General features: G+C 26.2%; 38 protein-coding genes. 11 read left to right on the top strand and 27 right to left on the bottom strand.

Annotated elements, in window-relative coordinates; genetic code table 11:
- Positions 1-9 precede the first annotated feature (9 nt).
- The 21 genes from IC214_RS08250 to IC214_RS08350 all read right to left on the bottom strand — a co-directional run bounded on the left by IC214_RS08250 (position 10) and on the right by IC214_RS08350 (position 11425).
- Positions 10-447: a P27 family phage terminase small subunit gene (locus IC214_RS08250; protein ID WP_095897430.1), complete on the bottom strand. Its 438-nt coding sequence runs from the start codon at positions 445-447 to the stop codon at positions 10-12.
- Between the two features lie 168 nt (positions 448-615).
- On the bottom strand, positions 616-1041 hold the full coding sequence (locus tag IC214_RS08255) for an HNH endonuclease (protein WP_227866521.1): 426 nt from the start codon (positions 1039-1041) through the stop codon (positions 616-618).
- 77 nt (positions 1042-1118) lie between these two features.
- Entirely contained in the window at positions 1119-1820 is a 702-nt protein-coding gene (locus IC214_RS08260; RefSeq protein WP_227866469.1) for a BRO family protein, read from the bottom strand.
- A 545-nt stretch (positions 1821-2365) separates the two neighbouring features.
- Positions 2366-2953, bottom strand: a complete 588-nt coding sequence (locus IC214_RS08265; protein ID WP_227831030.1) for a hypothetical protein — start codon at positions 2951-2953, stop codon at positions 2366-2368.
- A gap of 43 nt (positions 2954-2996) precedes the next feature.
- Positions 2997-3236, bottom strand: a complete 240-nt coding sequence (locus IC214_RS08270) for a hypothetical protein (protein ID WP_227831031.1) — start codon at positions 3234-3236, stop codon at positions 2997-2999.
- A complete protein-coding gene (locus tag IC214_RS08275; RefSeq protein ID WP_227831032.1) occupies positions 3191-4198 on the bottom strand; it encodes a ParB/RepB/Spo0J family partition protein in 1008 nt (335 codons plus the stop codon). The genes IC214_RS08270 and IC214_RS08275 overlap by 46 nt, the downstream gene beginning before the upstream one ends.
- Before the next feature lie 41 nt (positions 4199-4239).
- Positions 4240-4992 (bottom strand): ParA family protein, encoded by a 753-nt coding sequence (locus IC214_RS08280; protein ID WP_227831033.1) that lies wholly within the window; start codon positions 4990-4992, stop codon positions 4240-4242.
- Between the two features lie 23 nt (positions 4993-5015).
- Positions 5016-5441 carry a hypothetical protein gene (locus IC214_RS08285; RefSeq protein WP_227866470.1) on the bottom strand — a complete coding sequence of 142 codons (426 nt, stop codon included), beginning with the start codon at positions 5439-5441 and terminating at the stop codon, positions 5016-5018.
- Between the two features lie 4 nt (positions 5442-5445).
- Positions 5446-5625, bottom strand: a complete 180-nt coding sequence (locus IC214_RS08290) for a hypothetical protein (protein WP_227866471.1) — start codon at positions 5623-5625, stop codon at positions 5446-5448.
- A gap of 15 nt (positions 5626-5640) precedes the next feature.
- A complete protein-coding gene (locus IC214_RS08295) occupies positions 5641-6093 on the bottom strand; it encodes a hypothetical protein (RefSeq protein ID WP_227866472.1) in 453 nt (150 codons plus the stop codon).
- Positions 6094-6123: 30 nt separating this feature from the next.
- The gene (locus IC214_RS08300; protein ID WP_227866473.1) at positions 6124-6696 is read right to left on the bottom strand and encodes a Holliday junction resolvase RecU; all 573 of its coding nucleotides are present in this window, start codon (positions 6694-6696) and stop codon (positions 6124-6126) included.
- Between the two features lie 85 nt (positions 6697-6781).
- Positions 6782-7063: a hypothetical protein gene (locus tag IC214_RS08305; RefSeq protein WP_095897439.1), complete on the bottom strand. Its 282-nt coding sequence runs from the start codon at positions 7061-7063 to the stop codon at positions 6782-6784.
- A 26-nt stretch (positions 7064-7089) separates the two neighbouring features.
- A complete protein-coding gene (locus tag IC214_RS08310; protein ID WP_227866474.1) occupies positions 7090-7566 on the bottom strand; it encodes a hypothetical protein in 477 nt (158 codons plus the stop codon).
- Positions 7550-8014, bottom strand: coding sequence for a hypothetical protein (locus IC214_RS08315; protein ID WP_227866475.1), 465 nt, complete (start codon positions 8012-8014; stop codon positions 7550-7552). Before IC214_RS08315 ends, IC214_RS08310 begins: the two co-directional genes overlap by 17 nt.
- Entirely contained in the window at positions 8007-8321 is a 315-nt protein-coding gene (locus tag IC214_RS08320; RefSeq protein WP_227866476.1) for a hypothetical protein, read from the bottom strand. The genes IC214_RS08315 and IC214_RS08320 overlap by 8 nt, the downstream gene beginning before the upstream one ends.
- Positions 8322-8335: 14 nt before the next feature.
- Positions 8336-9361, bottom strand: coding sequence for a phosphoadenosine phosphosulfate reductase family protein (locus IC214_RS08325; protein WP_227866477.1), 1026 nt, complete (start codon positions 9359-9361; stop codon positions 8336-8338).
- An 82-nt stretch (positions 9362-9443) separates the two neighbouring features.
- Entirely contained in the window at positions 9444-10226 is a 783-nt protein-coding gene (locus tag IC214_RS08330) for a hypothetical protein (RefSeq protein ID WP_227866478.1), read from the bottom strand.
- 271 nt (positions 10227-10497) lie between these two features.
- On the bottom strand, positions 10498-10698 hold the full coding sequence (locus IC214_RS08335; RefSeq protein ID WP_021393851.1) for a hypothetical protein: 201 nt from the start codon (positions 10696-10698) through the stop codon (positions 10498-10500).
- Between the two features lie 33 nt (positions 10699-10731).
- The gene (locus IC214_RS08340) at positions 10732-11001 is read right to left on the bottom strand and encodes a hypothetical protein (RefSeq protein WP_227866479.1); all 270 of its coding nucleotides are present in this window, start codon (positions 10999-11001) and stop codon (positions 10732-10734) included.
- A 14-nt stretch (positions 11002-11015) separates the two neighbouring features.
- Entirely contained in the window at positions 11016-11165 is a 150-nt protein-coding gene (locus IC214_RS08345) for a hypothetical protein (RefSeq protein WP_227866480.1), read from the bottom strand.
- 80 nt (positions 11166-11245) lie between these two features.
- Positions 11246-11425, bottom strand: a complete 180-nt coding sequence (locus tag IC214_RS08350; RefSeq protein ID WP_227866481.1) for a hypothetical protein — start codon at positions 11423-11425, stop codon at positions 11246-11248.
- Positions 11426-11520: 95 nt separating this feature from the next.
- Here IC214_RS08350 and IC214_RS08355 point away from each other — a divergent pair, with 95 nt between their 5' ends.
- Positions 11521-11904 (top strand): helix-turn-helix domain-containing protein, encoded by a 384-nt coding sequence (locus IC214_RS08355; RefSeq protein ID WP_227866482.1) that lies wholly within the window; start codon positions 11521-11523, stop codon positions 11902-11904.
- Between the two features lie 198 nt (positions 11905-12102).
- On the opposite strand, the gene IC214_RS08360 is transcribed toward IC214_RS08355, so the two are convergent.
- The 3 genes from IC214_RS08360 to IC214_RS08370 are packed head-to-tail and all read right to left on the bottom strand — an operon-like array spanning position 12103 to position 12699.
- Positions 12103-12252: a hypothetical protein gene (locus tag IC214_RS08360; RefSeq protein WP_227433265.1), complete on the bottom strand. Its 150-nt coding sequence runs from the start codon at positions 12250-12252 to the stop codon at positions 12103-12105.
- A gap of 36 nt (positions 12253-12288) precedes the next feature.
- Positions 12289-12471, bottom strand: coding sequence for a hypothetical protein (locus IC214_RS08365; RefSeq protein ID WP_227866483.1), 183 nt, complete (start codon positions 12469-12471; stop codon positions 12289-12291).
- A 27-nt stretch (positions 12472-12498) separates the two neighbouring features.
- Positions 12499-12699, bottom strand: a complete 201-nt coding sequence (locus IC214_RS08370; protein WP_227866484.1) for a hypothetical protein — start codon at positions 12697-12699, stop codon at positions 12499-12501.
- A gap of 141 nt (positions 12700-12840) precedes the next feature.
- On the opposite strand from IC214_RS08370, the gene IC214_RS08375 reads away from it, so the two are divergent.
- From IC214_RS08375 to IC214_RS08415, 9 genes are all read left to right on the top strand, one after another.
- Positions 12841-13347, top strand: coding sequence for a helix-turn-helix domain-containing protein (locus IC214_RS08375; protein WP_227433262.1), 507 nt, complete (start codon positions 12841-12843; stop codon positions 13345-13347).
- Positions 13348-13388: 41 nt separating this feature from the next.
- A complete protein-coding gene (locus IC214_RS08380; protein ID WP_227433261.1) occupies positions 13389-14156 on the top strand; it encodes a helix-turn-helix domain-containing protein in 768 nt (255 codons plus the stop codon).
- 2 nt (positions 14157-14158) lie between these two features.
- Positions 14159-14878 carry a helix-turn-helix domain-containing protein gene (locus IC214_RS08385; RefSeq protein WP_227433260.1) on the top strand — a complete coding sequence of 240 codons (720 nt, stop codon included), beginning with the start codon at positions 14159-14161 and terminating at the stop codon, positions 14876-14878.
- A 35-nt stretch (positions 14879-14913) separates the two neighbouring features.
- Complete coding sequence (locus IC214_RS08390; protein WP_227866485.1) at positions 14914-15501, top strand: helix-turn-helix domain-containing protein; 588 nt, start codon at positions 14914-14916, stop codon at positions 15499-15501.
- Between the two features lie 162 nt (positions 15502-15663).
- Positions 15664-16107 carry an ImmA/IrrE family metallo-endopeptidase gene (locus IC214_RS21155; RefSeq protein WP_227433315.1) on the top strand — a complete coding sequence of 148 codons (444 nt, stop codon included), beginning with the start codon at positions 15664-15666 and terminating at the stop codon, positions 16105-16107.
- Between the two features lie 96 nt (positions 16108-16203).
- On the top strand, positions 16204-17025 hold the full coding sequence (locus IC214_RS08400; RefSeq protein ID WP_227866486.1) for a nucleotidyl transferase AbiEii/AbiGii toxin family protein: 822 nt from the start codon (positions 16204-16206) through the stop codon (positions 17023-17025).
- On the top strand, positions 17007-17438 hold the full coding sequence (locus IC214_RS08405; protein WP_054277937.1) for a hypothetical protein: 432 nt from the start codon (positions 17007-17009) through the stop codon (positions 17436-17438). The genes IC214_RS08400 and IC214_RS08405 overlap by 19 nt, the downstream gene beginning before the upstream one ends.
- 34 nt (positions 17439-17472) lie before the next feature.
- Positions 17473-17877, top strand: coding sequence for a type II toxin-antitoxin system HicB family antitoxin (locus IC214_RS08410; RefSeq protein WP_021366618.1), 405 nt, complete (start codon positions 17473-17475; stop codon positions 17875-17877).
- 64 nt (positions 17878-17941) lie between these two features.
- The gene (locus IC214_RS08415; RefSeq protein ID WP_227866487.1) at positions 17942-19324 is read left to right on the top strand and encodes a recombinase family protein; all 1383 of its coding nucleotides are present in this window, start codon (positions 17942-17944) and stop codon (positions 19322-19324) included.
- A gap of 4 nt (positions 19325-19328) precedes the next feature.
- Here IC214_RS08415 and IC214_RS08420 read toward each other — a convergent pair whose 3' ends face one another.
- Entirely contained in the window at positions 19329-19469 is a 141-nt protein-coding gene (locus IC214_RS08420; RefSeq protein WP_413926652.1) for a hypothetical protein, read from the bottom strand.
- Between the two features lie 113 nt (positions 19470-19582).
- Positions 19583-20173, bottom strand: coding sequence for a TetR/AcrR family transcriptional regulator (locus tag IC214_RS08425; protein ID WP_227433255.1), 591 nt, complete (start codon positions 20171-20173; stop codon positions 19583-19585).
- Between the two features lie 276 nt (positions 20174-20449).
- Between IC214_RS08425 and IC214_RS08430 the strand changes: the two genes are divergently transcribed.
- Positions 20450-20683: an ATPase gene (locus tag IC214_RS08430; protein ID WP_227433254.1), complete on the top strand. Its 234-nt coding sequence runs from the start codon at positions 20450-20452 to the stop codon at positions 20681-20683.
- A 223-nt stretch (positions 20684-20906) separates the two neighbouring features.
- Here the strand turns inward: IC214_RS08430 and IC214_RS08435 are convergent, their stop codons facing one another.
- Positions 20907-23294, bottom strand: a complete 2388-nt coding sequence (locus tag IC214_RS08435) for a cell wall-binding repeat-containing protein (RefSeq protein WP_227866488.1) — start codon at positions 23292-23294, stop codon at positions 20907-20909.
- Positions 23295-23427 lie beyond the last annotated feature (133 nt).

Raw genomic sequence — 23427 nt, forward strand, 5'->3', positions numbered from 1 at the left:
ATAATTACCTTATTTCTGAATCATGTCATCTAGTTCTTTGTCTATATTTTCTACCTCTGTAGGATTTAAAACAAGTTCTTTTAACTTTACTCTTTCTCTTGGAGTTAAAGCAAATTCTTTTATAAATGTTAACATCATTTTCATGCAGTTATTCGCAATTGAAATTTCTGGTATTTGTTGTCTGTACCCTGTTTCTGTTTCAAAACATAAATCCTTATTAGTTTTAATTGCTTTTTCAGCTTGCATCCAACGTTGGTAATTTACACACAATGCAGTCAAAGCTATTTCATCTCCAACCTTCCATTTTTCTTCGTCTACTAAACTTTTTGCAATTTCATTATATTTTTCTTTTCCTAATTTAGACAAAATCGCTGGTGCTCTAGGTATAATTTCATAACTCTTAATCTCATTTTTTGGGGTTACCCCCTCCCCCATGACATTCTCCAAGAAACCACCCCCTTTGAAAAATTATATTTGGTTGCACAGTTGTGTATACCCTTATCGCTCGTATCCCCCTTTAAAAACTTTTTTGCACCCCCCTACTACCTCTAATTTCGATTCTAAGAGCTTTGTTTTTCTTCTTAATATAAGATTATATCTAAAACTCCTATAACCTTAAAACCCTTCTTCCACTAAATCTTTCAATTTTTCTTTTATTATACTTGCTTTACTTTTATATAATAAATGTACCTCTCTATGACATCTTTCACACAAACATATAAGGTTATTAGTATCATATATTTTTTCTTTACACTCTTTTACCTCTTCAATATGGTGTACCAAATCAGCCTTCTTTATGATTTTATTATCATAGCATAGCCTACATAAATTCTTGTCTCTGACTCTGGCTTTATCTTTTGCTATTCTCCATTTCTTAGAACCATAAAACTCTTGATTATTTCTTTTCTCTTCATTATATTTTTTATTATATTTTTTATAATCATATATATTTTTATTTACCTTATTATATCTTTTATAACATTCTTCACACATTTTCTTATCATAATCAATCTTCTTACCACATTTGCAAATTCGTTTCATTGGCACATAGCTTCACCATAACTTTCATCTTTAATTTGTCTTGAGATAATAAACAATTTAATACTCTAATAATCGTTTTATATGAGTTCAATTAATTCTTTTATCTTCTTATATACTTCTTTATAGTTCATATCCTCATTTATTAATTTATCCAGCTTCATTGTTATAACTCTTTCTAATGCTTGTATATCAAATAGTTCTCCTTGATTCAATTCATCTCTTTTAATACCTTTTGGTATACTTAATTTCTTTCTAACTAATCCTGTGAAATGTTTGTAATACATTTCTGGTTTCTTACTGCCTCTTTGCATTGCATAATATACAAACTCTTGTATTTCATCTGTAAAATCTTTTCTAACTTTTTTACCTTCTGTTCTTATACCTAACCAGTTTTCATCTTTTTCATTAGCTATATAATATCCATTTTCTTTTATAGAATGTATAACTTCATATACCCAATCAAAATACTCATCAGAAACAGGCATATTAGATTTTCTTACTATAGCATAGATTCCTTTTTCATTATACATATATATTCTCTTAGCATTTTTGTTTTTATATATCGACCCCTCAATTTGAGCCCCCGTTATTTCAATAGATTTTCCTCTCATATACTCAAAATTTCTGTTATGTATATTTTCTATTGCTTTACTTGGGTTAGAATATTTAAGAGCATGACCTAATTGTGTTCTGCTCATAAATATTTCTTTTTCTTCATTCATGTAAAAGTCGCATGTTGTCCCTAAAAATTTTCCTTTTTTAACAAGTTTTAGTTTCATAAAATCAACCTCCTAAATATTTGAATTTTAGATATGCATAGTGTGCATATCTGAATAATATGTATTATGCATTTTTAATAAATTTCAGATGTCGGAATTACCGATATCTGAAATTTATTAAGTTTTTTCATTAAAAAAGACCTAGAAATTAATCTAAGTCTTCTAAGACAAACATATAAAATAAAAAACCTAGTCTATTTGCTAGGTTTTTTAATATAAATATTTTTATTTAGTTCTTATATATAGCTTTTCCATATTATCATTATAACATCTTCTTTTCCCTATATTTACCCTCACTTTTCCCTCTGATTTCCCTTTTATATCAGAAGGACAATTCTACACTTTATATATTACCATTTTGAAATTGTTTTGTATATGAACACTTATTGCCCTTTTATTCTTTATATCTTTATAAATTAATACTTCTCTTATTATACACTTAATCATTTGCAATTACTGATATTATTATATATCAATATGTATCTTATTTAAACCTATCTATATATAAAAACATGCCCATTCACATATACTTTTTTAACATTTTTTCAATACTTCTTTATTCCATCTACGCCAAAGATTAGAGCTGCTAGTCTTTCACATGCTTGGTCTATATCTTTATATACAGTCCTAGTATCTATGTTTTCTCTTTTAGCTATCTTGTTTATACTACATCTATCTTTCTTATGTTTTACTTCTTTTATAAATCTTTCTTCTATTATCCTATATCGTCTTTGCTCTATATCATTAGAGTTATTACAATACTCTTTATATATTTTTAACATTATATCTATATGTGCAATTATTACATTAGTCCTAGATACACTTTTACTAATACTTTCTACAAATAAATCTTCACTTACATATCTATCTGCGAGTGTAGTCAACACTTCAATAGCATTTCCATTTTTACAAGAGATTTTAAAAACAGAATTATCAATATGCTTTTTAAACTCTCTATAATGTTTAAGTAGTAATTTAGTATTTCTTATTTTTCTATTATATAGCTCAATAGCTTCTTCATTTGATTTTATTTTATATATTTGTATAGCTTTTTCTGCTGCTTCTTTTGCTACTCTTTCAATCACTAAATTAATATTTGTTCCTTTATTATCTACTATAATATTCTTCCCCATATAATATATTCCTTTCTATATATTATTTGCTTCAATACATATTTTATCTATATTCACTCCCAGTTTTTTCATTTTTAAGTTCAATCCTATTCATTACCTCAAATCCAGAAATCTTAGCTATATCTTTCATTAATTTAATGGTTTTATTAACTTTCTTTTCTTCATCATTTATGTTCTTTATAGCTTTGTAAGCTGTGCTATCCATATATCCACTCTTATTATGTTTTAAATCACAATCTATTTTTCTATTTCTTGTACTTCTGTCTTTAGCCATCTTACACATATATCTATATTCCCCTTTCCACTTTTATCATTACATTCTAATGCGTAATCACAAAATGTTCCACTTACATCACATTGTGAACAAATAAATTCAGCCAGTTTTCTAATTTTCATATCTTTTAATATTTCAAAAACTGTTTTAAAAACTTTTCCTTCTTCTATTTCTGTAGCTGGAAAACTAATTATATTTTCAATCTCTTCTGTTTCTTCAATCTTAATTTCATCTTCATCTTTTCCATGATTCTCATTTTCAAATTTCTCTGTGACATCCTTGATACTTAAACTTCCTTTGGCTTGATATTCTTCAAATAAACTTTGTTGTTCAGCTTCTTCCAATCTTGATAATTCATAAGCTGTTGATACATTTATATTTTCTTTCTCAAACTCATTTTTAAGATTTGGCATTAACTTCTTAGATATGTTCTCTAGCCTTGCTATTTGACCAGCTGATGTGTTTAACATTTTAGCAACTAAGTCTCTAGTTTTCCCTTTTATATCTTCTTCTGCTCTTAGTTCTTCTAATAACTTCTTCATTTCTACTGCCTGCTTCATTTTTTCAAAATCTGTTAATTCTCTTGCAGTTGAATTAGTTGTTATTAATAAAATCTTTTCCCTTATTCCAGTTACCTTTTCTATCATACAAGGTATCATTTCAAATCTTTCATTTTCTTTGCTTTCTTCTAATAGCTTTAATACTGCTAATCTTCTCCTATGACCTGCTATTATTGTATATTTATTATCTTTATTTTCTTTTACTAATAAGCTTTGTTTTATTCCAAACATTTCTATAGAAGATTTTAAATCTTCTATATCCTCAACAGAATAAAAATTTTCTTCGGATGGTACTAAGTCATAAACACTTATATTTTTTATTTCTGTTTTTTCATTTTCAATATTTTGATTGCTATTTTCTAGTTTTCTATTATTGCTATTATTAATTGCTTCAAACATATTAAAAGCCATTTTACTTTTCCTTTCTATGTGTCCAATTCGGACACATTTTTTTATTCTATATTTAGATACTCATTAACTAACTTTTTATAGTCTATTGTCGCACCACATCTTTTGTTGTATTTCATTATTGTTTTTTGATAAAATGTACTCTCAGATACATTTTTATTTAATCTTATTACAGTTTTAAATACTTTACATATATTCTGTAGTAAAGTTAAAAATTGATTATTTACATCATTGTTTTGATAATGTGTTATTATGCATCCTTTAAATTTTAATTTTTTATTTACATGTTTAGCATTTTCTATTTGTTCTAGTAATTCCTTTATTCCTTTAAGAGAAAAATTATCCGCTCTTACTGTTATAATTACTTCGTCTGACGCTACTAGAGAGTTGACTGTTACTATATCCGTGCTTGGTGCATTATCAATTATGCAAAAGTCATATTTATTTTCAACTTTTTCTAGCAATCTTTTTAATATACTAAATTTATCTCTATCACTATCAAATAACATTCTATCAGCCTGATATAAATACATATTACTAGTTATAATATCTATATTTTTATTTTCAGTCTTACATATGTATTCATGTATGTTTGCATTATCTTCAAGCAACATTTCTGCTGTACCTTTTCCTTTTTCCTCAAATTTTGAGAAGTATTGTGATAAATTACCTTGTTTATCTGCATCAATTAACAACACCTTTTTCTTATGTACTACAGATAAAATGTCTGCCATATTTGCACTTGTTATTGTTTTACCTGTACCTCCTTTGAAGCTTAAAATAGATATGATTTTCATAGCTTTACCTCCATTGTTTATATTTAATTTTCTTTTATTGTTACTGGCATCAAATAACCTAAGATGTGACCCTTCATAGAAATTTTTGCTGGAGACTTTGAGTCTATAGCTTCAACTTTATCAAATTTATCAAATACCTTTACGAATGCTTCATTTAAATAAATTTCAAAATCTGCACATATATATTTATGATATACAATGCCATGAACTGGTATATAATATTTTAAAACAACTTCTTGGTACCCAGTTTCTTTTATATCTCCAACTATTTTTTTAGCTTTTTCACTGTTAAACAAGAACATTTTAGGATTTAATAACATTTCCTTCTTATCAATTATGAATATACAAATCCCATCAGTTAAATAATATTTATCTCCTTTTTCAATTAACATTCTTTGTCTACTTTTCTTGATACAGTCTATAAAATGATTTATAACTTTCTTTTGCATTTACTCAGCTCCCCATTATTTTTTTTAGAAGCTTATTATATTCCTCTTCCTGTATAACTCCATTTACTTCTACTTTTTCTAAGTACTGTATAGCTTTTATTGTTGCTTCTAAATCTTCAACATTGTATAGTTCTACCATTTTACTTGCAAGCTGTATTATTTTATTTTTATTAGCTAATAACATAATAATCAACCTTTTTTATTCTAAGAAACTTTTTAATTCTAGTTCCTCAATAATTTTTTCTATTTTTTTCTTTTTTCTAAACCTCTTCGTTCTTGCTTTTATAGCTTCAAGTCTAGTTATTTTACTATTTAGCATCTTTTTAAATTTTAATTCTATTTCTTTGACTTTATTGTTAAAAGTTTCTATTGTTTTTTTCAAAATCTCATTTTCTTCTTTTAATTTTTCTATTTCTTTTCTTAAAATTCCAGCTCCAGCTTCCATCCCTTTTTTTATATTTTGGTCATTTTCATATCTAATTTTTAAAGACATTTTTTCTGTATGTAGTGCAGCGTTTTTATTTTCTAAGTCTGAAATTATTTTTTCTTTCTTTGAACATTTATCTTTTAGTTCTTCTATTCTACCAATAGCTATTTCATATTCTGCTTTTATTTCATCAAAATCTTTTTTAGTATATAAGTTTAAAAACATTTTATCCCCTCACTTTTTTAATACTATCATCTATTTCATTTTCAATTTTTTTCTTAATAAGCTATAATTTTCATTTAATATTTTCTCGTCTTTAGTTATATAGTCTAAAAACAATACAGCTCCATTGAAAAATTTTACTTCAAATCTTTTTATATCCTCTTGTTTTACATATTGTCTACCAAAACAATTTTTCATATTTTTCCATACAAGAAAAGGTATAAAGTAAAATCTATCTTGTATACCTATACAAACCCCTGTTATTGCTCCCATGTGGTAATATCTATCTAATGTTTCTAACTGTGTATTTGTTAAAACGCTTCTTTTTATATTATCTTTAAGCGTGTATTTAGCTTCAAAGCATATACACATACCAGTCTTTAAAGCACCTTTAAAATCTGGCTGTGCATTAGCTATAAATCTACCTGTAAATTTCCCTGTTTTATCTTTGCTTAATACTCTAAATGGTTCTGGTGTCTTATCTATTTCAGCTCTATTATCATTTCTATAAATTATACAAGCTGAATTTATGTAATTTTCAAAGTGTTGACCTTGTGCATTAGCAACTTTATTTTTATATCTTTGTTGTAGTTTTTTATCATCCATATTTTATGCTCCTTTTTTCCTACAAGGAATTTTATATTATAATTTATCGCTTAATTATTAATTAAAATAGATTACTTTATCTTTTTTAATTTCTTGGTATCTTAATAGCTTCTATTTTTTCACTGCAATCTTGAATTACTTTTTCTAGCATATTTATAACTTCTTTTTTTATATAATTTCTTGTTTCTTCGCTAACACTAAATTCTAAATTTTCATCCCAGCCAAAATCAAAGCTTATCATTCTAAAATTTGAAACATCATTACTTTCAATAATTTCTTTTATTTCTTTTGCTTCTTCTTTTGTACTAATTAACTCTTTGTATCTACGATATATTTCTTCTATTTTTTCAAATTCTTCATTAGTCATTTTTAACACCTTCTCTTTATTTTTATTTAATATTTATCTTTAAAAAATATAAAACTCTCTCCTTTTATACTTGTTATGACTTCATATTCTTTATCAGCTCCACAAACCTTTTCTAATATACTTGTATCAATACCTTCCAAAAAACAATCTTTCATATTAACAAACATGTTATTTTTTATAATATAATCTATATTGTCATATATAGTTGACTCTTTTGTTCGTTTAAATATTTTTCCTTTGAAATTTTTTTCTTTTTCTAGCTCTTTTTGTAAAGTTCTTCTAGTTAATATAACATCTCTTGAAAACTCCCCAAAATTTTCGTTGAGGTTATAAAGTTCTATATGATATTCACCATCTTCTTCGGCAAAATAAAAATTAAGTTCTCCCTCTGCTGCGAGTTCTTTGTAAGCTTCTAATTCTTTTTTTAGCATTTGTATTTTTTTCTCTTTATTTGAAATTATTTTTAATAATCTTGACAACAATCTTTTATCCTTGTAAATCATTTTTTATCACCCCTTTTTTGCCCCATGCATTTTCTTTTAACCAATCGTTGCAGGCTTCTTCACAATAAAGACTTTCACAATTAAATTTTATACTTTTGCATATATTACAAATCTCTTTAGAATACTTTTTATATGCTTTATTTTCTTTCATAGATATAAATTCTAGCATTTCTTTATTACTCATATTTTTAATAGATTTTTTGAAGCTAACAATTTCAAAATAATTATGAATACACTTTTTATTTAATGTTTCAAGCTCTCTCTTAGCTTCTTTTTTAGTTCTATATACTTTTGCTCTATTTATATCCTTTGTTATCGCAGGGTATAAATCATAATTAAAAGTGTGTTTTTTGCCTGTGTAATAAGCATTTTTACCTCTTCGTTTACTATAGTCCTCTTGACATAAATCAACTAGCACAAAGCTTTTTATTTTCTCTTTATTAGTCATTAGTTTTTACTCTCTCCTTATCTGTAAATATCATTATTTGTTCTTTTCCCCATCCACAAATTCCTATTTTTTTATTATTTTCCTCACAGTAAGATTCAACTTCTTTCATACTTATATTTTTTAATCTAAAATCCATAGCAGTTATAAAATTACTCTTTTCTAGTAATTTTTCTATCTTACTTTTTTCTTTAAAGTGACAACACATACACCCATTTCTATTTTCAACTCTACAAGTATTATTAAATTTACATATTTTACAAATATATTTACCAGCTTCAATACATATTTTTTCTATTTCTTTATCCATTTTTATTGAACCCCCTATTCACTTTTCAATTTCATATAATCTAATACTTTTCTTAGTTTTAATTCTTCCATGCAGTATTTATACAACTTAGGATGTGTCTTTTTTAACATCTGAAATCTATTAGGTTCTTTTTCTAAATGACATCCATAAATACAGAAAATGCATCCTGTACGCTTACATAAGGTAGTCTTATATGTTTCTATTTCTTCTATTAAATTAGATTCTATTTCTTTTTTAACCTCACCATAGGCTTTAGAAATCATCAATTTATATATATATATATATTTCAATATATCCTGTTCCGTCCAAAATGCTAAAGGTGTAGAAACTGGTCTATCTCTTCCAAAAGCATTGCAGCCTTGTTCCAAATAATTTCTTTTTCTTAAATTGCTTTCTTGTGTCATAGTTCCTATAACTGCTTTTTTACCTGTCTTTTTCTCATATTCCTTAAAAGGTGTTTTTTTCATAATTTCACAACATTTATCACTAATTTCAAAAGGGGCATCTATCATGTATTTCCATTTTTTTGAGATAACAAATTGACTCTTACTTCCATCCTTATTAATTCCATTTAAATGTTTATTTTTTATTACTTCGCTCTTGGTATTTCTAACTTTAGATATGTAATGACTTTGTTCTTTGCTTATAACTGGATAACCATATTTTGATATAACCTTCTTAAAATTTATTTTAGGTTTTATTATCGTTACATTTTCTTTTGTTTTTATAAACGCTTTAATTTCTGGATATTCTAAACCAGTGTCACAGAATACAGCTTCTATATTAGGGTACATTTGTCTAGCAATATCTAAAAGAACAGTACTATCCTTCCCCCCACTAAAACTTATATAAATATCACCTTCCCAATACTCATACCATTCTTTAAGTCTCCTTTTGGTTAATATTATTTTTGCTTCAAGAGGTAAAGATTGTTTCTGTTTTAATGCCATTTCTTTAAATTCTTTTGATAGCTTATCACTCATTCTTATTACCTTCTTTCTGATTTCTTTTTTCTTTTTTGAATTTATTTTTACAAACATAAGAACAATATTTTTTTAAATACACATTTGTTTCAAACTTCTTTTTGCAGAACTTACATACTCTTAAATACATGTAATCACCTCATTTTAGCCTTCGCATTTTTATATACAAGCTAACTCCTGTTATCTCATTAAAACTAGCTTTACACTCTGTAAATATGTAACCTCTATACTGTTTTTCCCAAAACATTCTATTGTCTAAATCATTTCTTACTATATCCATTACTTTTCTTTTACTGTATCGACTATCATTACAAACTTGAAAAGGTTTCTTTAAATTTCGAGAAGAACTCCATCGCTTTTTACCTTTTGGGTCTTTCATCAAATAATTACATAGATTCTGTAATCCATATTCATTAGGTTGAAGCCTATGTGTATTTATCCATCCAAGTTTTTCGCCTTCTTTTCTACCTTTTTGCTTTTTAGACCAAAGGCTTTCTATTATATCCCTATCTAATCCACCATTCATAATAATGTGGTGGTGAACTCTTTTAGTTCCATCTTTCTTTTCTCCAAATTCTGTTATAAGCATATATTTTACTGGTTCAAGCCCTTCTTTCTTTCTTTTATAATCAATCCTTCTTATGTAGTTTCTAACCTCTTTTTCAGCTTCTTCTAATGTTTCTGGAAGATATTCTGGTGCATATGTAGAATGTATAACTAAGTCTTTATTATTAAAATTTGTATTAACTGATTGTGTAAAATACCTTTTAGCATTTTTATCATTCAAATTCTTTTGCTTTGGTTTAGATATGTATTCTCTTTTGCCTCTCTTACCTTTTGTTTGTACATCTGTTCTTGGTATTATATCTACCTCTAAATAGTCATTACAATATATCTTTTTCTCTCTTATAAAACTTTTCATAGCAGTACCTCATTCAGTCTTTTATTAGCATCTATATATTAGTATCTAGTGTTATATATTTGTATAGATACTTTATATCGTTATAATGTTAATACCTATTACAAGCTCGTTAATCGCTCCATTTTGGCGTATTTATTGAACTCTATTGTCTTATCTGCTATAATAAAAAGTAGATATGATTTTATAGCTTTGACAACAAAGTTATTTTGTAAAGTGTCTTATAACTGCGAATTATAAGACACTTTTTGTTTACATAATTATTAAATTTCAATTAAATTACTTCCTTCTCTAGCTTCTTCTCTTTTTCAGCTTTCATTTCTTCCTCTGTTTTCTTTCTATATGTACACTTTATTTCTAAATCTACGTCAAAAAGTCTTTTTATCATCATTTCCTTTGCTCTTGCTAATCCTTTACAAAAGTAATCCATATTCATTTCGCCTTTAAATTCAACTTTTTCATATGGTTTTGACATATGTATTCCCCCATTTTTTAATATTTTATTAATTTATCTTACAAATTGCTTTTTAGTACTTTCTAGTATTTCAGGAACACTATTTTTTTCTATAAATTCTCTTGAATAAAAATAAAAATTTCCTTCACACTTCATTGCAATTAAAAGTTCTTTTTTAAAATTTACATTTGGATATTCTTCAACATGCTTTCTATATAAAGCACTTTTTTTATTTATATTTTGTAACATGTAATCTTTATCTACTCTAAAGTAACCATATTTTTCTAATTCATTTATTTTTATTTCTACATCTAAATCATTCATGTTTCTATCACTCCTTATCTAACTTTTATCAAATCAGAAAATGAGTTCAATTCATTTTTAAGTTCTTCATACAAGCCTTTAATTTTACTCATTTTCTGATTCAGAAGTTCCTCGTCTATTTCTATATTCACTTTTAAAGTTATTACTTCTTTTCCCACTTTCATTTTTTATGCCCATATACTTATTTATTTTCATTTTATTATCTTTTTACTATGTAATCACACCTTCTCTGATGTCTATAAGATTATGTATTCTGATTTGAGGTCTTATTTTCTGTTTGATGAAATGGCACATAATTTGATACTGAATTTAACTTGCCTGATTCATATCCTGCTAAAAAAGCCAATATTTGCTTCATATCACTTTCATTTAATTTCTCTGCTATTTTACTTAAAGCTGCTCTATTATCTAACTTAGTATTCATATTTTTCCTCCTTTCTTTGACTTAATCAAAGTATATATCTAACTAAGTCAAATGTCAAGCATGTTTTTTATTTGACTTAGTTGTATTTTTATGTTATGATTTATTTTAGAATTGAGGTGAAAGCAATGACACTAGGTGAACGAATAAAAATTATATTATCTGAACGGAATATTAAACAGGTAGATTTTGCATCAACTTTAGGTGTAAGTGCAAACTATGTTAATCAGTTAGTAAATGAAAAAAAATTAAATATCTCAGATACATTAGCCAAACTCATAGAAGAAACTTATGGATACTCTGTACAGTGGATAATAACTGGAGAAGGCGAGAAAAATTCCACACCATCACTTTCTGCTGCTAAAATAGAGTTTCTTAAAAAAATTCAAAAGATGCCAGATGATGAAGTGGCTGCTCTTTTAGCTTTTGCCAATTCATTAGATAGTGTAAAAAAATCACTAGGTATGGATGATAAAAAATAATCCACACAATACCAACAAGCAATGTATGTGTATGCATTCCTACATTGCTTGTTTACAATTTTGCCACAACCCAAAATTGTTTATCTTACACAAGTTGTTTTCGCCTTAGAAGGTAAAAATTAGACACAAAGGTATAATCGTACCTAAGTGTCTTGATTGTGCAACAGTAACAAACAGTTTTTCAATTTTTATCACCTCTTATCTAGCTTTTATCAAATCAGAAAATGAGTTCAATTCATTTTTAAGTTCTTCATACAAGCCTTTAATTTTAATCATTTTCTGATTTAGAAGTTCCTCATCTATTTCTATACTCACTTTTAAAGTTATTACTTCTTTTTTCTCTTCCATCTTTTTCTCCCCATAAATTTATTTCTTTTTATATTATTATTTTATTTTTCTATGCAATTCTATTAAGCTTCTTATCTCTTTTGAAAGTTCAATTTTCATAGTAATAATTTCTTTTGTACTTGGAATAGCTTTTTCTTCTAAGATACTCATTTCTTGTATAAGTCTTTCTAATACTTCTTTATCTGTTTTTGTTTGATTTTCAATTTTTTTTTCATCCATTTCTATCACCTCGATTCTTTATTTCCATTACATGATTGATACATCTGAACCATTTGTAATATTTGCACCTTTTATTATGTAAAACATTTTTACTCTTTCTTCGTATGGCATTTTTACAATTTCTTTCATTAAATCATCACTATCAATTTTTTTACTAATAAATTCATTTGTTGAGCTTCCTTTTGTTTCAATTAGTTTTTGAGTTTTATTTTCAATAACTTTATTCATATTCAACACCTCCACTTTGTTTTGTGTTTTAATCACATTTTACAACTATATTTTGTGCTTGTCAACCATTTTTTACCATCTCATTGTGCTTTACACACTTTTTTCTATATGTTATAATCCTCCTAGGAGGTGACTAAATAAATGCCTATTTATAAAAGAATAAAGGAATTAAGAAAAGATGTATTAAAATTGACCCAAGAAGACTTTTCAAAAAAAATTAACATATCCCGTTCTAATTTAGGAAGTCTTGAAATAGATAGAGTGAAAGTAACGGATAGAGTTATATCAGATATTTGCAGGGAATTTTCAGTTAATGAAAATTGGTTAAGACATGGAAAAGGTGATATTTTTATAGAAAATGATAATACAATAATTTCTGAACTATCTAATAAATATAAACTTGATAATTTAGATGTAAAAATACTTGAAAGTTATCTAAATCTTTCTGTAGAACAAAGAAAAGCAATAAAAAAATATGTATACTCATTAGTTGACACAATACTAAAAGATGATGAATTGTATCAAGATTACAGAAGTGAAAATATCGAAGAAAATGCACAGCAGTCTGCTGCAAGAAATGGTAATACTGAAAATATATCAGAACTAACTGAACTTTATGATTCATCAGAAGAAACTTACAAAAAATAATTTATATTTTAGAAATGTTAATATTGTTTTGAGGTGATAACATGGATTTTTCCACAAATTTGAGAAACATACTAGAAAAAAAACAACTTAAACAAGCCGACTTATGCCGAATGACTGGCATACAAACATCATTAATGTCAGACTATATAAAAGGTAAAAAAAGTCCTGCTATTTCAAATGCTATTTTAATTGCTGATGCACTTAATATGTCATTGGATGTTCTTGTTGGAAAAGATAAAGCACCAAATGAAAGTATTGAATCAGAAAATTCATTTGAAGATGATAAAATGAATCCAAACACAAGAGTTAGAGAACTCAGAAAATATCTTAATTTAAACCAATCAGATTTTGGTAGTAAAATAGGCTTAAAGCAAGCTACAGTTGGTCAAATAGAAACAGGTGTACGAAATCTTACTGATAGAAATTTTTCTTTAATATGTGAAAAATATAATGTAAATAAAAAATGGCTAAGACATGGAATTGGTGATATTTTTATAGAAAATGATAATACAATAATATCTGAGCTTTCTAATAAATATAATCTCGATAATTTAGATGTAAAAATACTTGAAAGTTATTTAAATTTAACTGGAGAACAAAAAAAAGTAATAAAAAAATATGTATACTCACTTGTTGATACAATATTAGAAGATGATGAATTGTATCAAGACTATAGAAGTGAATATATCGAAGAAAATGCTCAACAATCAGCTTCTCAAAATGGCAATACTGAAAATATAGAAGAAACAATAAATTTATATGATAATGCTGATAATTCTCTCAAAAATAATTATATTATAGAGGTGTAATATTGAATATTGTATCAAAAAGAATAAAAAATGGATTAGAATTAAGAAACATGACACAAAGTGATTTGGTTAAAAAATCGGGAATACCAAAAAGTGCATTAAGTTCGTATATTTCTGGTAAATACAAACCTAAACAAGATAATATATATAAAATAGCAAAAGCTCTTAATGTAAATGAAGCCTGGTTGATGGGTTGTGATGTTGAAATAGAAAGAACAGAAGATTTAAACAAAAATAAAGATATTGGAAAAAGGATAAAAGATGCTAGAGAAAATATAGGTCTAACGTTAAAAGATGTAGCTGACCGTGTAGGTGTTGCAACTTCTACTATACAAAGATATGAAAAAGGAGAAATAAGTCAGTTAAAATTACCTGTTTTAGAATCAATTGCAAAAGCTCTTACTGTTAACTCAATTTGGATTACTAAGGGAATTGAAAATAAAAGCATTGAACCATCAAATGAACATAGTTATTTATCTAAAGAAGAAAAAATTTTATTAAAAAAATATAGAATATTATCATCATCAGAAAAAGAAATTGTCAATCAAATTGTTGATTCAATATTTATTAGAAATTTAGTAAAAAATAACAAATCAAAAGAATTATATACTGATTCCAGAGACAACTGTGTGGAAAATAGTGCAACATCTTTCATTACCAGAAATGAAAATATAGAAAACCTTCAAGAATTATCTGACTCACATCATTTCTCAAATGATTAATAAGAAAATAACACCTATCTGAAAGGATAAATTTAATGAATAAAAAAATTAATGAACAAATTAAATTATTAAGAAATGAATTAAATTTAAGTCAAAGAGATTTTAGTGAAAAAATTGAAGTTGGACATTCTACTTTAGCTATGTGGGAAATTGGGACAAGAACTCCAAAAGATATTCACATATCTAAAATTTGCTCTGAATTTAATGTAAATGAAGATTGGATTAGATTTGGCTCTGGTGATATGTTTATAAAAACAGATATAAATGAAAGACTTAAGCTTGTTCGACTGTATTTTAATCTTTCACAAAAAGATTTTGGGTCAAGACTTACAATAGCACAAAATTATCTATCAAATATTGAAAAAGGTTATAGAAATGTAACAGATAAAATTATTAAAATTACTTGTTTTGAATTTAATATTAATGAGGAATGGTTGCGAACTGGAACAGGAAACATGTTTGTAGAACATGATGACATACTTCAACAAGTTGCAATAGAATATAACCTAGATGAGTCAGATATTGATATATTTAGAAATTACTTAAAACTATCAAAAGATGAAAGAAATGTAATAAAAAAATATTTCTTTTCTTTCTCTGATAAAGCAGTTAATAAGGATTAGTGCAAGATTATTTAAGGCAATCGGCTTACAAATTTATTTTAGATAAAAAGATAATGACTTTACCCAGTTTGTCCCCTTGAGATTATCAGTAATTCTGATGACTTCAAGGTTTATACATATATAGAATTCTCAAAAGTAATAAAAAAAGATATTGATTTTATAATAGAGAAATACGACTGTCAAGGCTTTGCTTTTTGGAGTGAAAAAGATAATAAACATATAATTTGTTATAATAACAACTACTCTTTTTACTCTGTTCATTGGACACTTACACATGAAATAGCCCATATAGTACTAGGTCACACTAAAAAGGCAAGTATTGTAAAGTTAAATTCTAGAAGTAAATTACTTGAATTAGAAGCCGAGATTTTTACACAATATCTTTTATGTCCAGATATAATTTTGTTATATTGTAATATCACAAATATTTATGAAATTATGTATATATGCGGAGTTGATAAAAAAACAGCTTTAATACAAAGTCATTATATAAAAAAAACAAAGCTTTCAAATTGTATAACTAACATAGAAAATTTAATTAAAAAACAATTTTATAAATTCATAAAAAATTATTTAAAGCATAGAAGAAAGGACACTTATTACTAAATAAAAATAAATTCCTAAAATATTAATACGTATTGATACGTATTAATATTTTTGTTATAATATAAATATAGTTAGAGAAAGGAGGAAATGATACTGTTGATTAATAATAAGTGGAGTAATAGTAACAATTTTCATGATAATAATAGCACACTAGATTATATAGAGGACTTTATCTATTGTATGAGTCATAGCAATAGTTTTAATGATATGATTTTTAAAGGTGGAATAACATTATTATGTGCTTTTAAAAAATATAATTATGGGAATAGAAGATTAACAAAAGATATAGATATACACGGAACTGATTATAATAAATGGATTAATTTCAAAAAAGATATAATATCTTGCTCTCAGTATAGTAGATTTGAAGTAATATATAAAGTTATAAAAGAAATAACAACAAGTGAAGCTACTAAAAATGAAAGTGTAACCATAGGTGTTTATAGAGCTGCTGAATTAATAACCAGATTCAGTATAGATGTGAATTTTAAGTGGTCTACTTTAGACTCAGAGAAATATTCACTAGGTGGATTAGTTACAATTAATGGATATACACCAGAATTAATATTGGTTGACAAAATACATGCTTGTGAGAGTAAACAAATTAATAGAAGGTTAAAAGATTTATTTGATATATACTCGCTAAGTTACTTAAAAGGATATAATAGCAATGATTTAGTAAGATTGTATATAGATAAATATAAAAATATACCAGAAAAAATGTACATGTTCCAATTAGAGAATTTTAATACTTTAGAGCATGGATATAATAGATTAAGAGGTATTGAATCTAAGCCTGAGTTTGCAACTGTTTATAAAAGAGTAAGCAATTTTATAGTTCCAATACACACATTTATAGCATCAAAATCAAATAAAAATTATGTTTGGAGGAATGATAGGTGGACTTTACAGGAGTAATAAGAAACTCTTTCAATAATGTTGTACTATGTGGAGAATATGCAGGAAGCTTATTAGGAATAACTAATTTTCCAGACAATCATATAATAGCTCAATCTGCTTTTATAGATAAAGAGATTGATACAGATTATTTTACAGTGTATCCTGTTAAAAAGTTAGATTTATCTTATGTAGAAGAAGTTAGAAAAGGTGTTTGGATAACAAATCCTGCAAGAACAATTTGTGATATGATAAGGTATGATAGCGAGTATAGTTTTATTCAAGAAGCTCTAGACTATTACATTTTCTATAATGAGAATGAAAAAGAACATTATAATGAGGTACTTAATGTAGCTAGATATTACAATATAGAACAAAAAGTATTGGATGCTATAAGTTTTGCAAAATCTCATGATTATTATGAAGAAAATTAATATTTGTAACTAATTTTATAAAGGCGGTGAAAATATGTATAAAAATGAATATATATTTCCAGCAGTTATAGCAAAACATGATAAAGGTGACTATGAAGTTAATTTTTATGATTTTTCAAATATAATAACTTGTGGTGAGAACTTAGAAAAAGCTTTCCTTATGGCAGAGGATGCTTTAAAACTGGAACTATTTGATTTATATTCAGATGGTTTAGAAATTCCAAAACCTACACAACTAAATAATATTAGTACTAAAGAAAATCAAACTGCTATATTGGTAAAAGTTAATTTAAAAGAAACAATAAAAGAATATGATAGTAAGTCAATTAAAAAAACTTTATCTATACCTTCGTGGCTAAATAAAGAAGCTGAAAAAAATAATATAAATTTTTCTCAGTTATTGCAAGAAGCTTTGAAAAATAAACTTAATATTAATTAATTCTATTTAATTGTGCCTAGTGAATTTACACTAGGCACTAGACATAAGTTGGGAGGGTTTTACAATGGATAAAATAAAACGTGTTGCTCTTTATATACGTGTTAGTACAGAAGAACAAGTATTGCATGGAGATAGTATTAGAACACAAACAGAAGCTTTAGAACAATACGCAAAAGATAATAATTTTATTATAGTAGATAAATACATAGATGAAGGTTCTTCTGCAACAAACTTAAAAAGACCTAATTTACAACGCATGATTGAAGATGTGAAAAACAACAAAATAGATTTAGTTATGATAACTAAAATTGACAGATTAAGTCGTGGCGTCAAAAATTACTATAAAATAATGGAAACATTGGAAAAACATAAATGTGACTGGAAAACTATCTTAGAAAACTACGACTCTTCAACTGCTGCTGGTAGACTACATATAAATATAATGTTATCAGTTGCTGAAAATGAAGCTTCACAAACAAGTGAAAGAATAAAATTTGTTTTTAATAATAAAATTAGACGTGGCGAAGTTATTAGTGGAAGTACACCTTTTGGATATAAGATTGTTGATAAACACTTAGTAATTGATGAGGAAAAAGCTGAAATAGTAAGAGAATGTTTTATTTCTTATGAGAAATTAACTTCTATGATAAAAGTTTTACAACATATAAACAACTCTTTTGATGCTAATTTTTCTTATAATTTTATTTATAAATTATTAAAAAATAATATATACACAGGTACATATATTCACAATGATTTAGTTGTAGAAAACTTTTGTAATGCAATTATAAGCTCTGAACAATTTAATACTGTCCAGAAACTTTTATCAAAAAATACTAAAGTTTATAATAATAAATATCTTAATAGTTTAGGAATGCAGTACATTTTTTCTAGTATGGTAATATGTAAATGTGGTCGTAAAATGAGTGGTACATATTGTTTAAGCTCTGATAAAAAAATCTATAAATATTATAGATGTCATGTATCTCAGACTACTAAAAAATGTAGCAATACAAAGAGATTATCAGAAAAAAAACTTGAAGCTTTTTTATTGAAAAATGTAAGGAGACAATTAGAAGAAATTGCTTTTGGATATGAATCTAATAACAATAAAAGTAAAAATAAAAATAATAACAATCAACTTAAGAATAAGATAAAAAAACAAATAAATAAACTTCAAGATTTATATTTTGACGACTTAATAGATAAAGAAGATTACAAACTTAAGTATCAAAAACTTAATACACAGTTAATTAAATTAGAAAATGATAATAGTGAAGAAAAAAAATCTATAATAAATTTAAAAAACATAAGAAGTTTTTTAGAAATTAACTTCGAAAAAATATACTCTGATTTAAGCGACCAAGAAAAAAGAACCTTATGGACTAGTATTATAGATACTATAGTTATTGATGAAAATAAGAACCTTACCATCAATTTTTTATAATAATTCATTTTATTTTTTGTACTAACACAACATTACCTGATGGTCCTAAAAATCCTAGTATTTCTCCTTTCCCTACTTCAAAATTAATATTTTGTAAAAATTTTTTATTTGTATAACTAAATGATAAATTATCAACTTTAATCATTTTTATCCCGCCTTTTTATATATTTGACTATTTTAACTATATAGTCAATAAAAACCAATTTTTTTGTTTGTTAATACTTTTTAGTAAAAATATTAGCAAACAAGTTTAAAAATTTATTCCATAAGTTGTATAACTAGACCTCTTATCATCAATCTTAAAGCATCATCAAAGCAATTCTCACCAACTTCATGTTTGTATAACATAGTAAGAAATACTGCTCTAAACGCACCACTAAAGTTTTCTACACTTTTATTTTTTGCATTTGGAATATAAGATATCATCTTACTAATTTCAAAATCATCATGTTTAAAATGTTCTTCAATTATAGAATCTGGTAATTTTCGCATTAGTATTTCAAATTCTCCATTAATTAACAGATTTAAAATTGAAGTATCATCAACTAACTTATAAAATTTCATAAATATATCTGTCAACTGCTCATATGTAACACTGTCATCAAGTTTTTCTAATTCATATAACATTTGATTTTGTATTGAATCATGTATATCTCTCAATACTTCAAAAAAAAGTAATTCTTTAGATTGAAAAAACAGATAAAAAGTTCCTTTTGGAATATTTGCTCGTCTTACAAGCTCATCAACAGTAGTTTTTCTAATACCATATTGCTCAATGCACAAACTAGCTTCTTCTTTAAGTCTTTTAACTATGTATTCTCTTTCTTTATCAGAATATGATTTAGGCATCCTTTCACCTCCTATTTGACTAAATTAATCTTTACAGTCAATATAATTCATTTCCACTTTAATGTCAATAAATTTCTTAATTCCATTAAAAATCTTCGAAAATTCTGAATTTTATCTAGCTTTTTTTATGCTATAATGTTATAATTAAAGTATAAATAATATATTATTCTATTTTCATATCTATTTGCTTATTTTTTAACTTAGTTTCTAATAGCAGTAATCATATTTATCTTTTTAAAAGTTCCATTTTTAATAAAAAATGAAGGAGTTGATTTTATGACTACTACTACAAAAAATCGTTTTTATGATTTTGTTCAAGAAAACTTAAATAAATATGTTGAAGTAAATTCTTATTTTAGCAGTTGCCCTTTATATGGGGAAATTATAGAAGCAGACAGCTTATCAATTACACTTTGTTCAAGATATATAGACGAATCTAATCCATCTTTAAACGAGACTTACACACTATATTTACCACTTAGCTCTATAATAGCTATTAGAACTATATAAAAAGGTTAATTAAATACAGGTTATTTTTATATAGGATGTAAGACTTTCTATATAAAAATAACCCTTTTCTATTTATACACTTAAAATATTAATACATATATTTAAAGCTGTAAATAGAATCTTATAATTATTGATTGTTTCAGTTATCAATAATTAAAATAACTATTTACAGCTTACATTTGACACTCTCTACTAGAAATATATTAATCTACTAGTATCTATCTTATTTAGCACTTTTTAATTTTACTAGCTCCTTAAAGGCGTTTTGATTTGCACCTCCACCAACTTGAGTTGCTTTTTCTAAAGTTTTATTTTTAAGAACATCTTTTTGACTATCAGCTAATTTATCACCAACCAAAATTACTGGTGACGCATTTTTTGCTCCTAAAGGGCCAACTGCTAATCCATCTATTAAATCATTTTGACTCTTGATTCCATTTTTAACTACATATGCATTTTTCAAAGTATCTTTTTTATAAAAATTATCTATTATCTTTGAATTCGTTTCGTCTCTGCTACTACCAGATAATCTAGTGGGATTTTTAAGTTTACTTTCCAAACTAGTTGATAAAGATACTGTACCACCAATAATATAAGACCTCTCTATATTTAGTGAGTTTAAAAATTCATCTGCTCCTTGTAATTCGCTTTTTTCATTTGCAAGTATAATTGGAATATTATTTTCTGCTGCGGCTGCACCTACACTAATTGCATCAGCCAAACCTTTTACACCATTTACAACAGCTATTTGAGAAACATTTTTTATACTATTTAGTTTTTGAGCTAATAGCAAGCTTGTCTTATATCTGTCACTTCCTGATATTCTTTCAGTTGATATATTTAAGTTTTTTAATTGTTGTTCAGTTTCTTTACTTATGGAATTTTCTCCACCTATTAAGTATACTTTTTTTGCACCTAATCTCTGTATTTCAGCTTTAGTTTTTGAATTCAAAGCTTCCTTTTGTGTTAATAGTATTGGTGAATTGATAGCAGATGTAAAAGGAGTTGCTGCCAATGCATCCACTATTGAACTTCCATTTACTAAAACTACATTTTCTGAAGAACTAAAGCCATTTTGACTAACTTTAATGGCAGTTTCATATCTATCACTACCAATTAAAGATTCATTTGGAATACTTTCCCCAGAAGATTTTTCTGTAACAGCTTTTATAGTAAAGTTACATGGATAAAACTTGCTATCTCTATTTATATCATAGAATTTTCCAGTACTATCTATAATGTAACTTTCTCCTAAGTTTGCTTTTGCTTTAAACGTATCGTAACCTGGAACATTTGATTCTGAACCTATAGTTGATTCTCCACTTTTATCTTCTATGCTAACTACTATAGCACCTTTTCCTTCTGGTATATCAAAAGAATCGATTGGAACTGTTATGTATCCCGAATATTGTGTAGTGCCCTCTTTTAATTTTTTCATGTTATTTTCTTGAGGTATGCTATTTACTACTGGAGCATAATATATTTCATACTTAGCTCCTATACTCTCAGTTAAAAACATTACAGACTTTAGAGTCTCATCTCCCCTATTAAAGTCAAATACATTTGCAGCTGTTATCTTGTTTGAAATTAAAGGAACAATACTTGCATAGTCATGTTGATACATTTTTTCATCATCATTTGGTTTTTGACCTCCTCTGATTGAGAAATTATCTATATCAGACATAAGAGTCTTATCTTCATAAGATATCCAGAAGTATCCACGTTCAGAATTATAATCTCCCCAACTATTTTTTATTAGCCATGCACCATTTTTTGATGGTCTATTGCTTGAATTAAAGTTATCCTTAGAATAATTGTCATCCCAACCTACAACTGAAATAGCATGGTTAGTGTTAAAACTTTTTGTTGGACAATAATATGAATTTTGGTCTTCACTTTGATACCTAATATCTTCATAATAACCTGATGTTACTGCTCCATACTGTAATATAGCATTTTTTGTAGAGTTCATATCATTACTTACACATACAGCATCTGTTACATTAAAGACAGTTGGTGCTGTATTCATATTAGCTGGTTTTGTTGCTCCTTGTGCTTTAGATATTTTACCATTATATGGAATATCTTTTTCCAATTTAGGACCTGACCAAGATGTTAAGTATCCCATAGCTTCATAATTTAAAGCACCATCCATATCATTTACAGTCCATCCATATTCACCTTCTGAAGCCCACCATCTTAAATGTTCTTCTGATAAATCATAGTCTCCATAATTCTTCAATTTCAGGAAACTTTCCAAAGTTGCCATAGCTGCAAAATCCCAGCATATTCCAAGATTTTCTTGATTTTTTATTGATGTCATTAATCCTAACTTTCTTGGGTCATAAGATGCTGGAGCTGTTCTTCCTTTGCTTTGAACTTTAGTACCTTCCAATTGATATGGATTTGGTATAATACCATTATATTTTTCTGTACGTCCATTTTTAGCATCTTCTAGATATTGTTTATAGGTCTCACTGTATTCAGCTTTTTTTATCTGATTCAATGTATTTCCATTTTCAGCTGACACAGGAATCGTTGACATTACTAAAATAGAAATTAAAAATAATGCAATAAACCTTGATACTTTTCTTGAAGCAAACTTTTTCATACTTTCTCCCCCTAACTTCGAGCTAATTTTTAAAGATTTAATACTATATATGACTAAATATTGATTATTTCTAAATATATAATCATTTAAATCAATTATACCAAAGTTTTCCTTTAAAAATAAATAGAATAAA

Source organism: Clostridioides sp. ES-S-0190-01 (assembly GCF_020658275.1).
Taxonomy (GTDB): domain Bacteria; phylum Bacillota; class Clostridia; order Peptostreptococcales; family Peptostreptococcaceae; genus Clostridioides.

Excerpts from the sequence above, each read along its gene's own strand:
- IC214_RS08315 (WP_227866475.1), bottom strand. The coding sequence starts at position 8,014 with ATGACTAATAAAGAGAAAATAAAAAGCTTTGTGCTAGTTGATTTATGT.
- IC214_RS08415 (WP_227866487.1), top strand. The coding sequence starts at position 17,942 with ATGGATAAAATAAAACGTGTTGCTCTTTATATACGTGTTAGTACAGAA.
- IC214_RS08430 (WP_227433254.1), top strand. The coding sequence starts at position 20,450 with ATGACTACTACTACAAAAAATCGTTTTTATGATTTTGTTCAAGAAAAC.
- IC214_RS08375 (WP_227433262.1), top strand. The coding sequence starts at position 12,841 with ATGCCTATTTATAAAAGAATAAAGGAATTAAGAAAAGATGTATTAAAA.
- IC214_RS08265 (WP_227831030.1), bottom strand. The coding sequence starts at position 2,953 with ATGGGGAAGAATATTATAGTAGATAATAAAGGAACAAATATTAATTTA.
- IC214_RS08270 (WP_227831031.1), bottom strand. The coding sequence starts at position 3,236 with ATGTGTAAGATGGCTAAAGACAGAAGTACAAGAAATAGAAAAATAGAT.
- IC214_RS08255 (WP_227866521.1), bottom strand. The coding sequence starts at position 1,041 with ATGAAACGAATTTGCAAATGTGGTAAGAAGATTGATTATGATAAGAAA.
- IC214_RS08275 (WP_227831032.1), bottom strand. The coding sequence starts at position 4,198 with ATGGCTTTTAATATGTTTGAAGCAATTAATAATAGCAATAATAGAAAA.
- IC214_RS08365 (WP_227866483.1), bottom strand. The coding sequence starts at position 12,471 with ATGGATGAAAAAAAAATTGAAAATCAAACAAAAACAGATAAAGAAGTA.
- IC214_RS08325 (WP_227866477.1), bottom strand. The coding sequence starts at position 9,361 with ATGTTTGTAAAAATAAATTCAAAAAAGAAAAAAGAAATCAGAAAGAAG.
- IC214_RS08350 (WP_227866481.1), bottom strand. The coding sequence starts at position 11,425 with ATGAATACTAAGTTAGATAATAGAGCAGCTTTAAGTAAAATAGCAGAG.
- IC214_RS08320 (WP_227866476.1), bottom strand. The coding sequence starts at position 8,321 with ATGGATAAAGAAATAGAAAAAATATGTATTGAAGCTGGTAAATATATT.
- IC214_RS08355 (WP_227866482.1), top strand. The coding sequence starts at position 11,521 with ATGATTTATTTTAGAATTGAGGTGAAAGCAATGACACTAGGTGAACGA.
- IC214_RS08340 (WP_227866479.1), bottom strand. The coding sequence starts at position 11,001 with ATGAATGATTTAGATGTAGAAATAAAAATAAATGAATTAGAAAAATAT.
- IC214_RS08305 (WP_095897439.1), bottom strand. The coding sequence starts at position 7,063 with ATGACTAATGAAGAATTTGAAAAAATAGAAGAAATATATCGTAGATAC.
- IC214_RS08260 (WP_227866469.1), bottom strand. The coding sequence starts at position 1,820 with ATGAAACTAAAACTTGTTAAAAAAGGAAAATTTTTAGGGACAACATGC.
- IC214_RS08420 (WP_413926652.1), bottom strand. The coding sequence starts at position 19,469 with ATGATTAAAGTTGATAATTTATCATTTAGTTATACAAATAAAAAATTT.
- IC214_RS08370 (WP_227866484.1), bottom strand. The coding sequence starts at position 12,699 with ATGAATAAAGTTATTGAAAATAAAACTCAAAAACTAATTGAAACAAAA.
- IC214_RS08280 (WP_227831033.1), bottom strand. The coding sequence starts at position 4,992 with ATGAAAATCATATCTATTTTAAGCTTCAAAGGAGGTACAGGTAAAACA.
- IC214_RS08390 (WP_227866485.1), top strand. The coding sequence starts at position 14,914 with ATGAATAAAAAAATTAATGAACAAATTAAATTATTAAGAAATGAATTA.
- IC214_RS08310 (WP_227866474.1), bottom strand. The coding sequence starts at position 7,566 with ATGATTTACAAGGATAAAAGATTGTTGTCAAGATTATTAAAAATAATT.
- IC214_RS08435 (WP_227866488.1), bottom strand. The coding sequence starts at position 23,294 with ATGAAAAAGTTTGCTTCAAGAAAAGTATCAAGGTTTATTGCATTATTT.
- IC214_RS08330 (WP_227866478.1), bottom strand. The coding sequence starts at position 10,226 with ATGAAAAGTTTTATAAGAGAGAAAAAGATATATTGTAATGACTATTTA.
- IC214_RS08290 (WP_227866471.1), bottom strand. The coding sequence starts at position 5,625 with ATGTTATTAGCTAATAAAAATAAAATAATACAGCTTGCAAGTAAAATG.
- IC214_RS08295 (WP_227866472.1), bottom strand. The coding sequence starts at position 6,093 with ATGTTTTTAAACTTATATACTAAAAAAGATTTTGATGAAATAAAAGCA.
- IC214_RS08285 (WP_227866470.1), bottom strand. The coding sequence starts at position 5,441 with ATGCAAAAGAAAGTTATAAATCATTTTATAGACTGTATCAAGAAAAGT.
- IC214_RS08345 (WP_227866480.1), bottom strand. The coding sequence starts at position 11,165 with ATGAAAGTGGGAAAAGAAGTAATAACTTTAAAAGTGAATATAGAAATA.
- IC214_RS08300 (WP_227866473.1), bottom strand. The coding sequence starts at position 6,696 with ATGGATGATAAAAAACTACAACAAAGATATAAAAATAAAGTTGCTAAT.
- IC214_RS08410 (WP_021366618.1), top strand. The coding sequence starts at position 17,473 with ATGTATAAAAATGAATATATATTTCCAGCAGTTATAGCAAAACATGAT.
- IC214_RS08360 (WP_227433265.1), bottom strand. The coding sequence starts at position 12,252 with ATGGAAGAGAAAAAAGAAGTAATAACTTTAAAAGTGAGTATAGAAATA.
- IC214_RS08380 (WP_227433261.1), top strand. The coding sequence starts at position 13,389 with ATGGATTTTTCCACAAATTTGAGAAACATACTAGAAAAAAAACAACTT.
- IC214_RS08335 (WP_021393851.1), bottom strand. The coding sequence starts at position 10,698 with ATGTCAAAACCATATGAAAAAGTTGAATTTAAAGGCGAAATGAATATG.
- IC214_RS08425 (WP_227433255.1), bottom strand. The coding sequence starts at position 20,173 with ATGCCTAAATCATATTCTGATAAAGAAAGAGAATACATAGTTAAAAGA.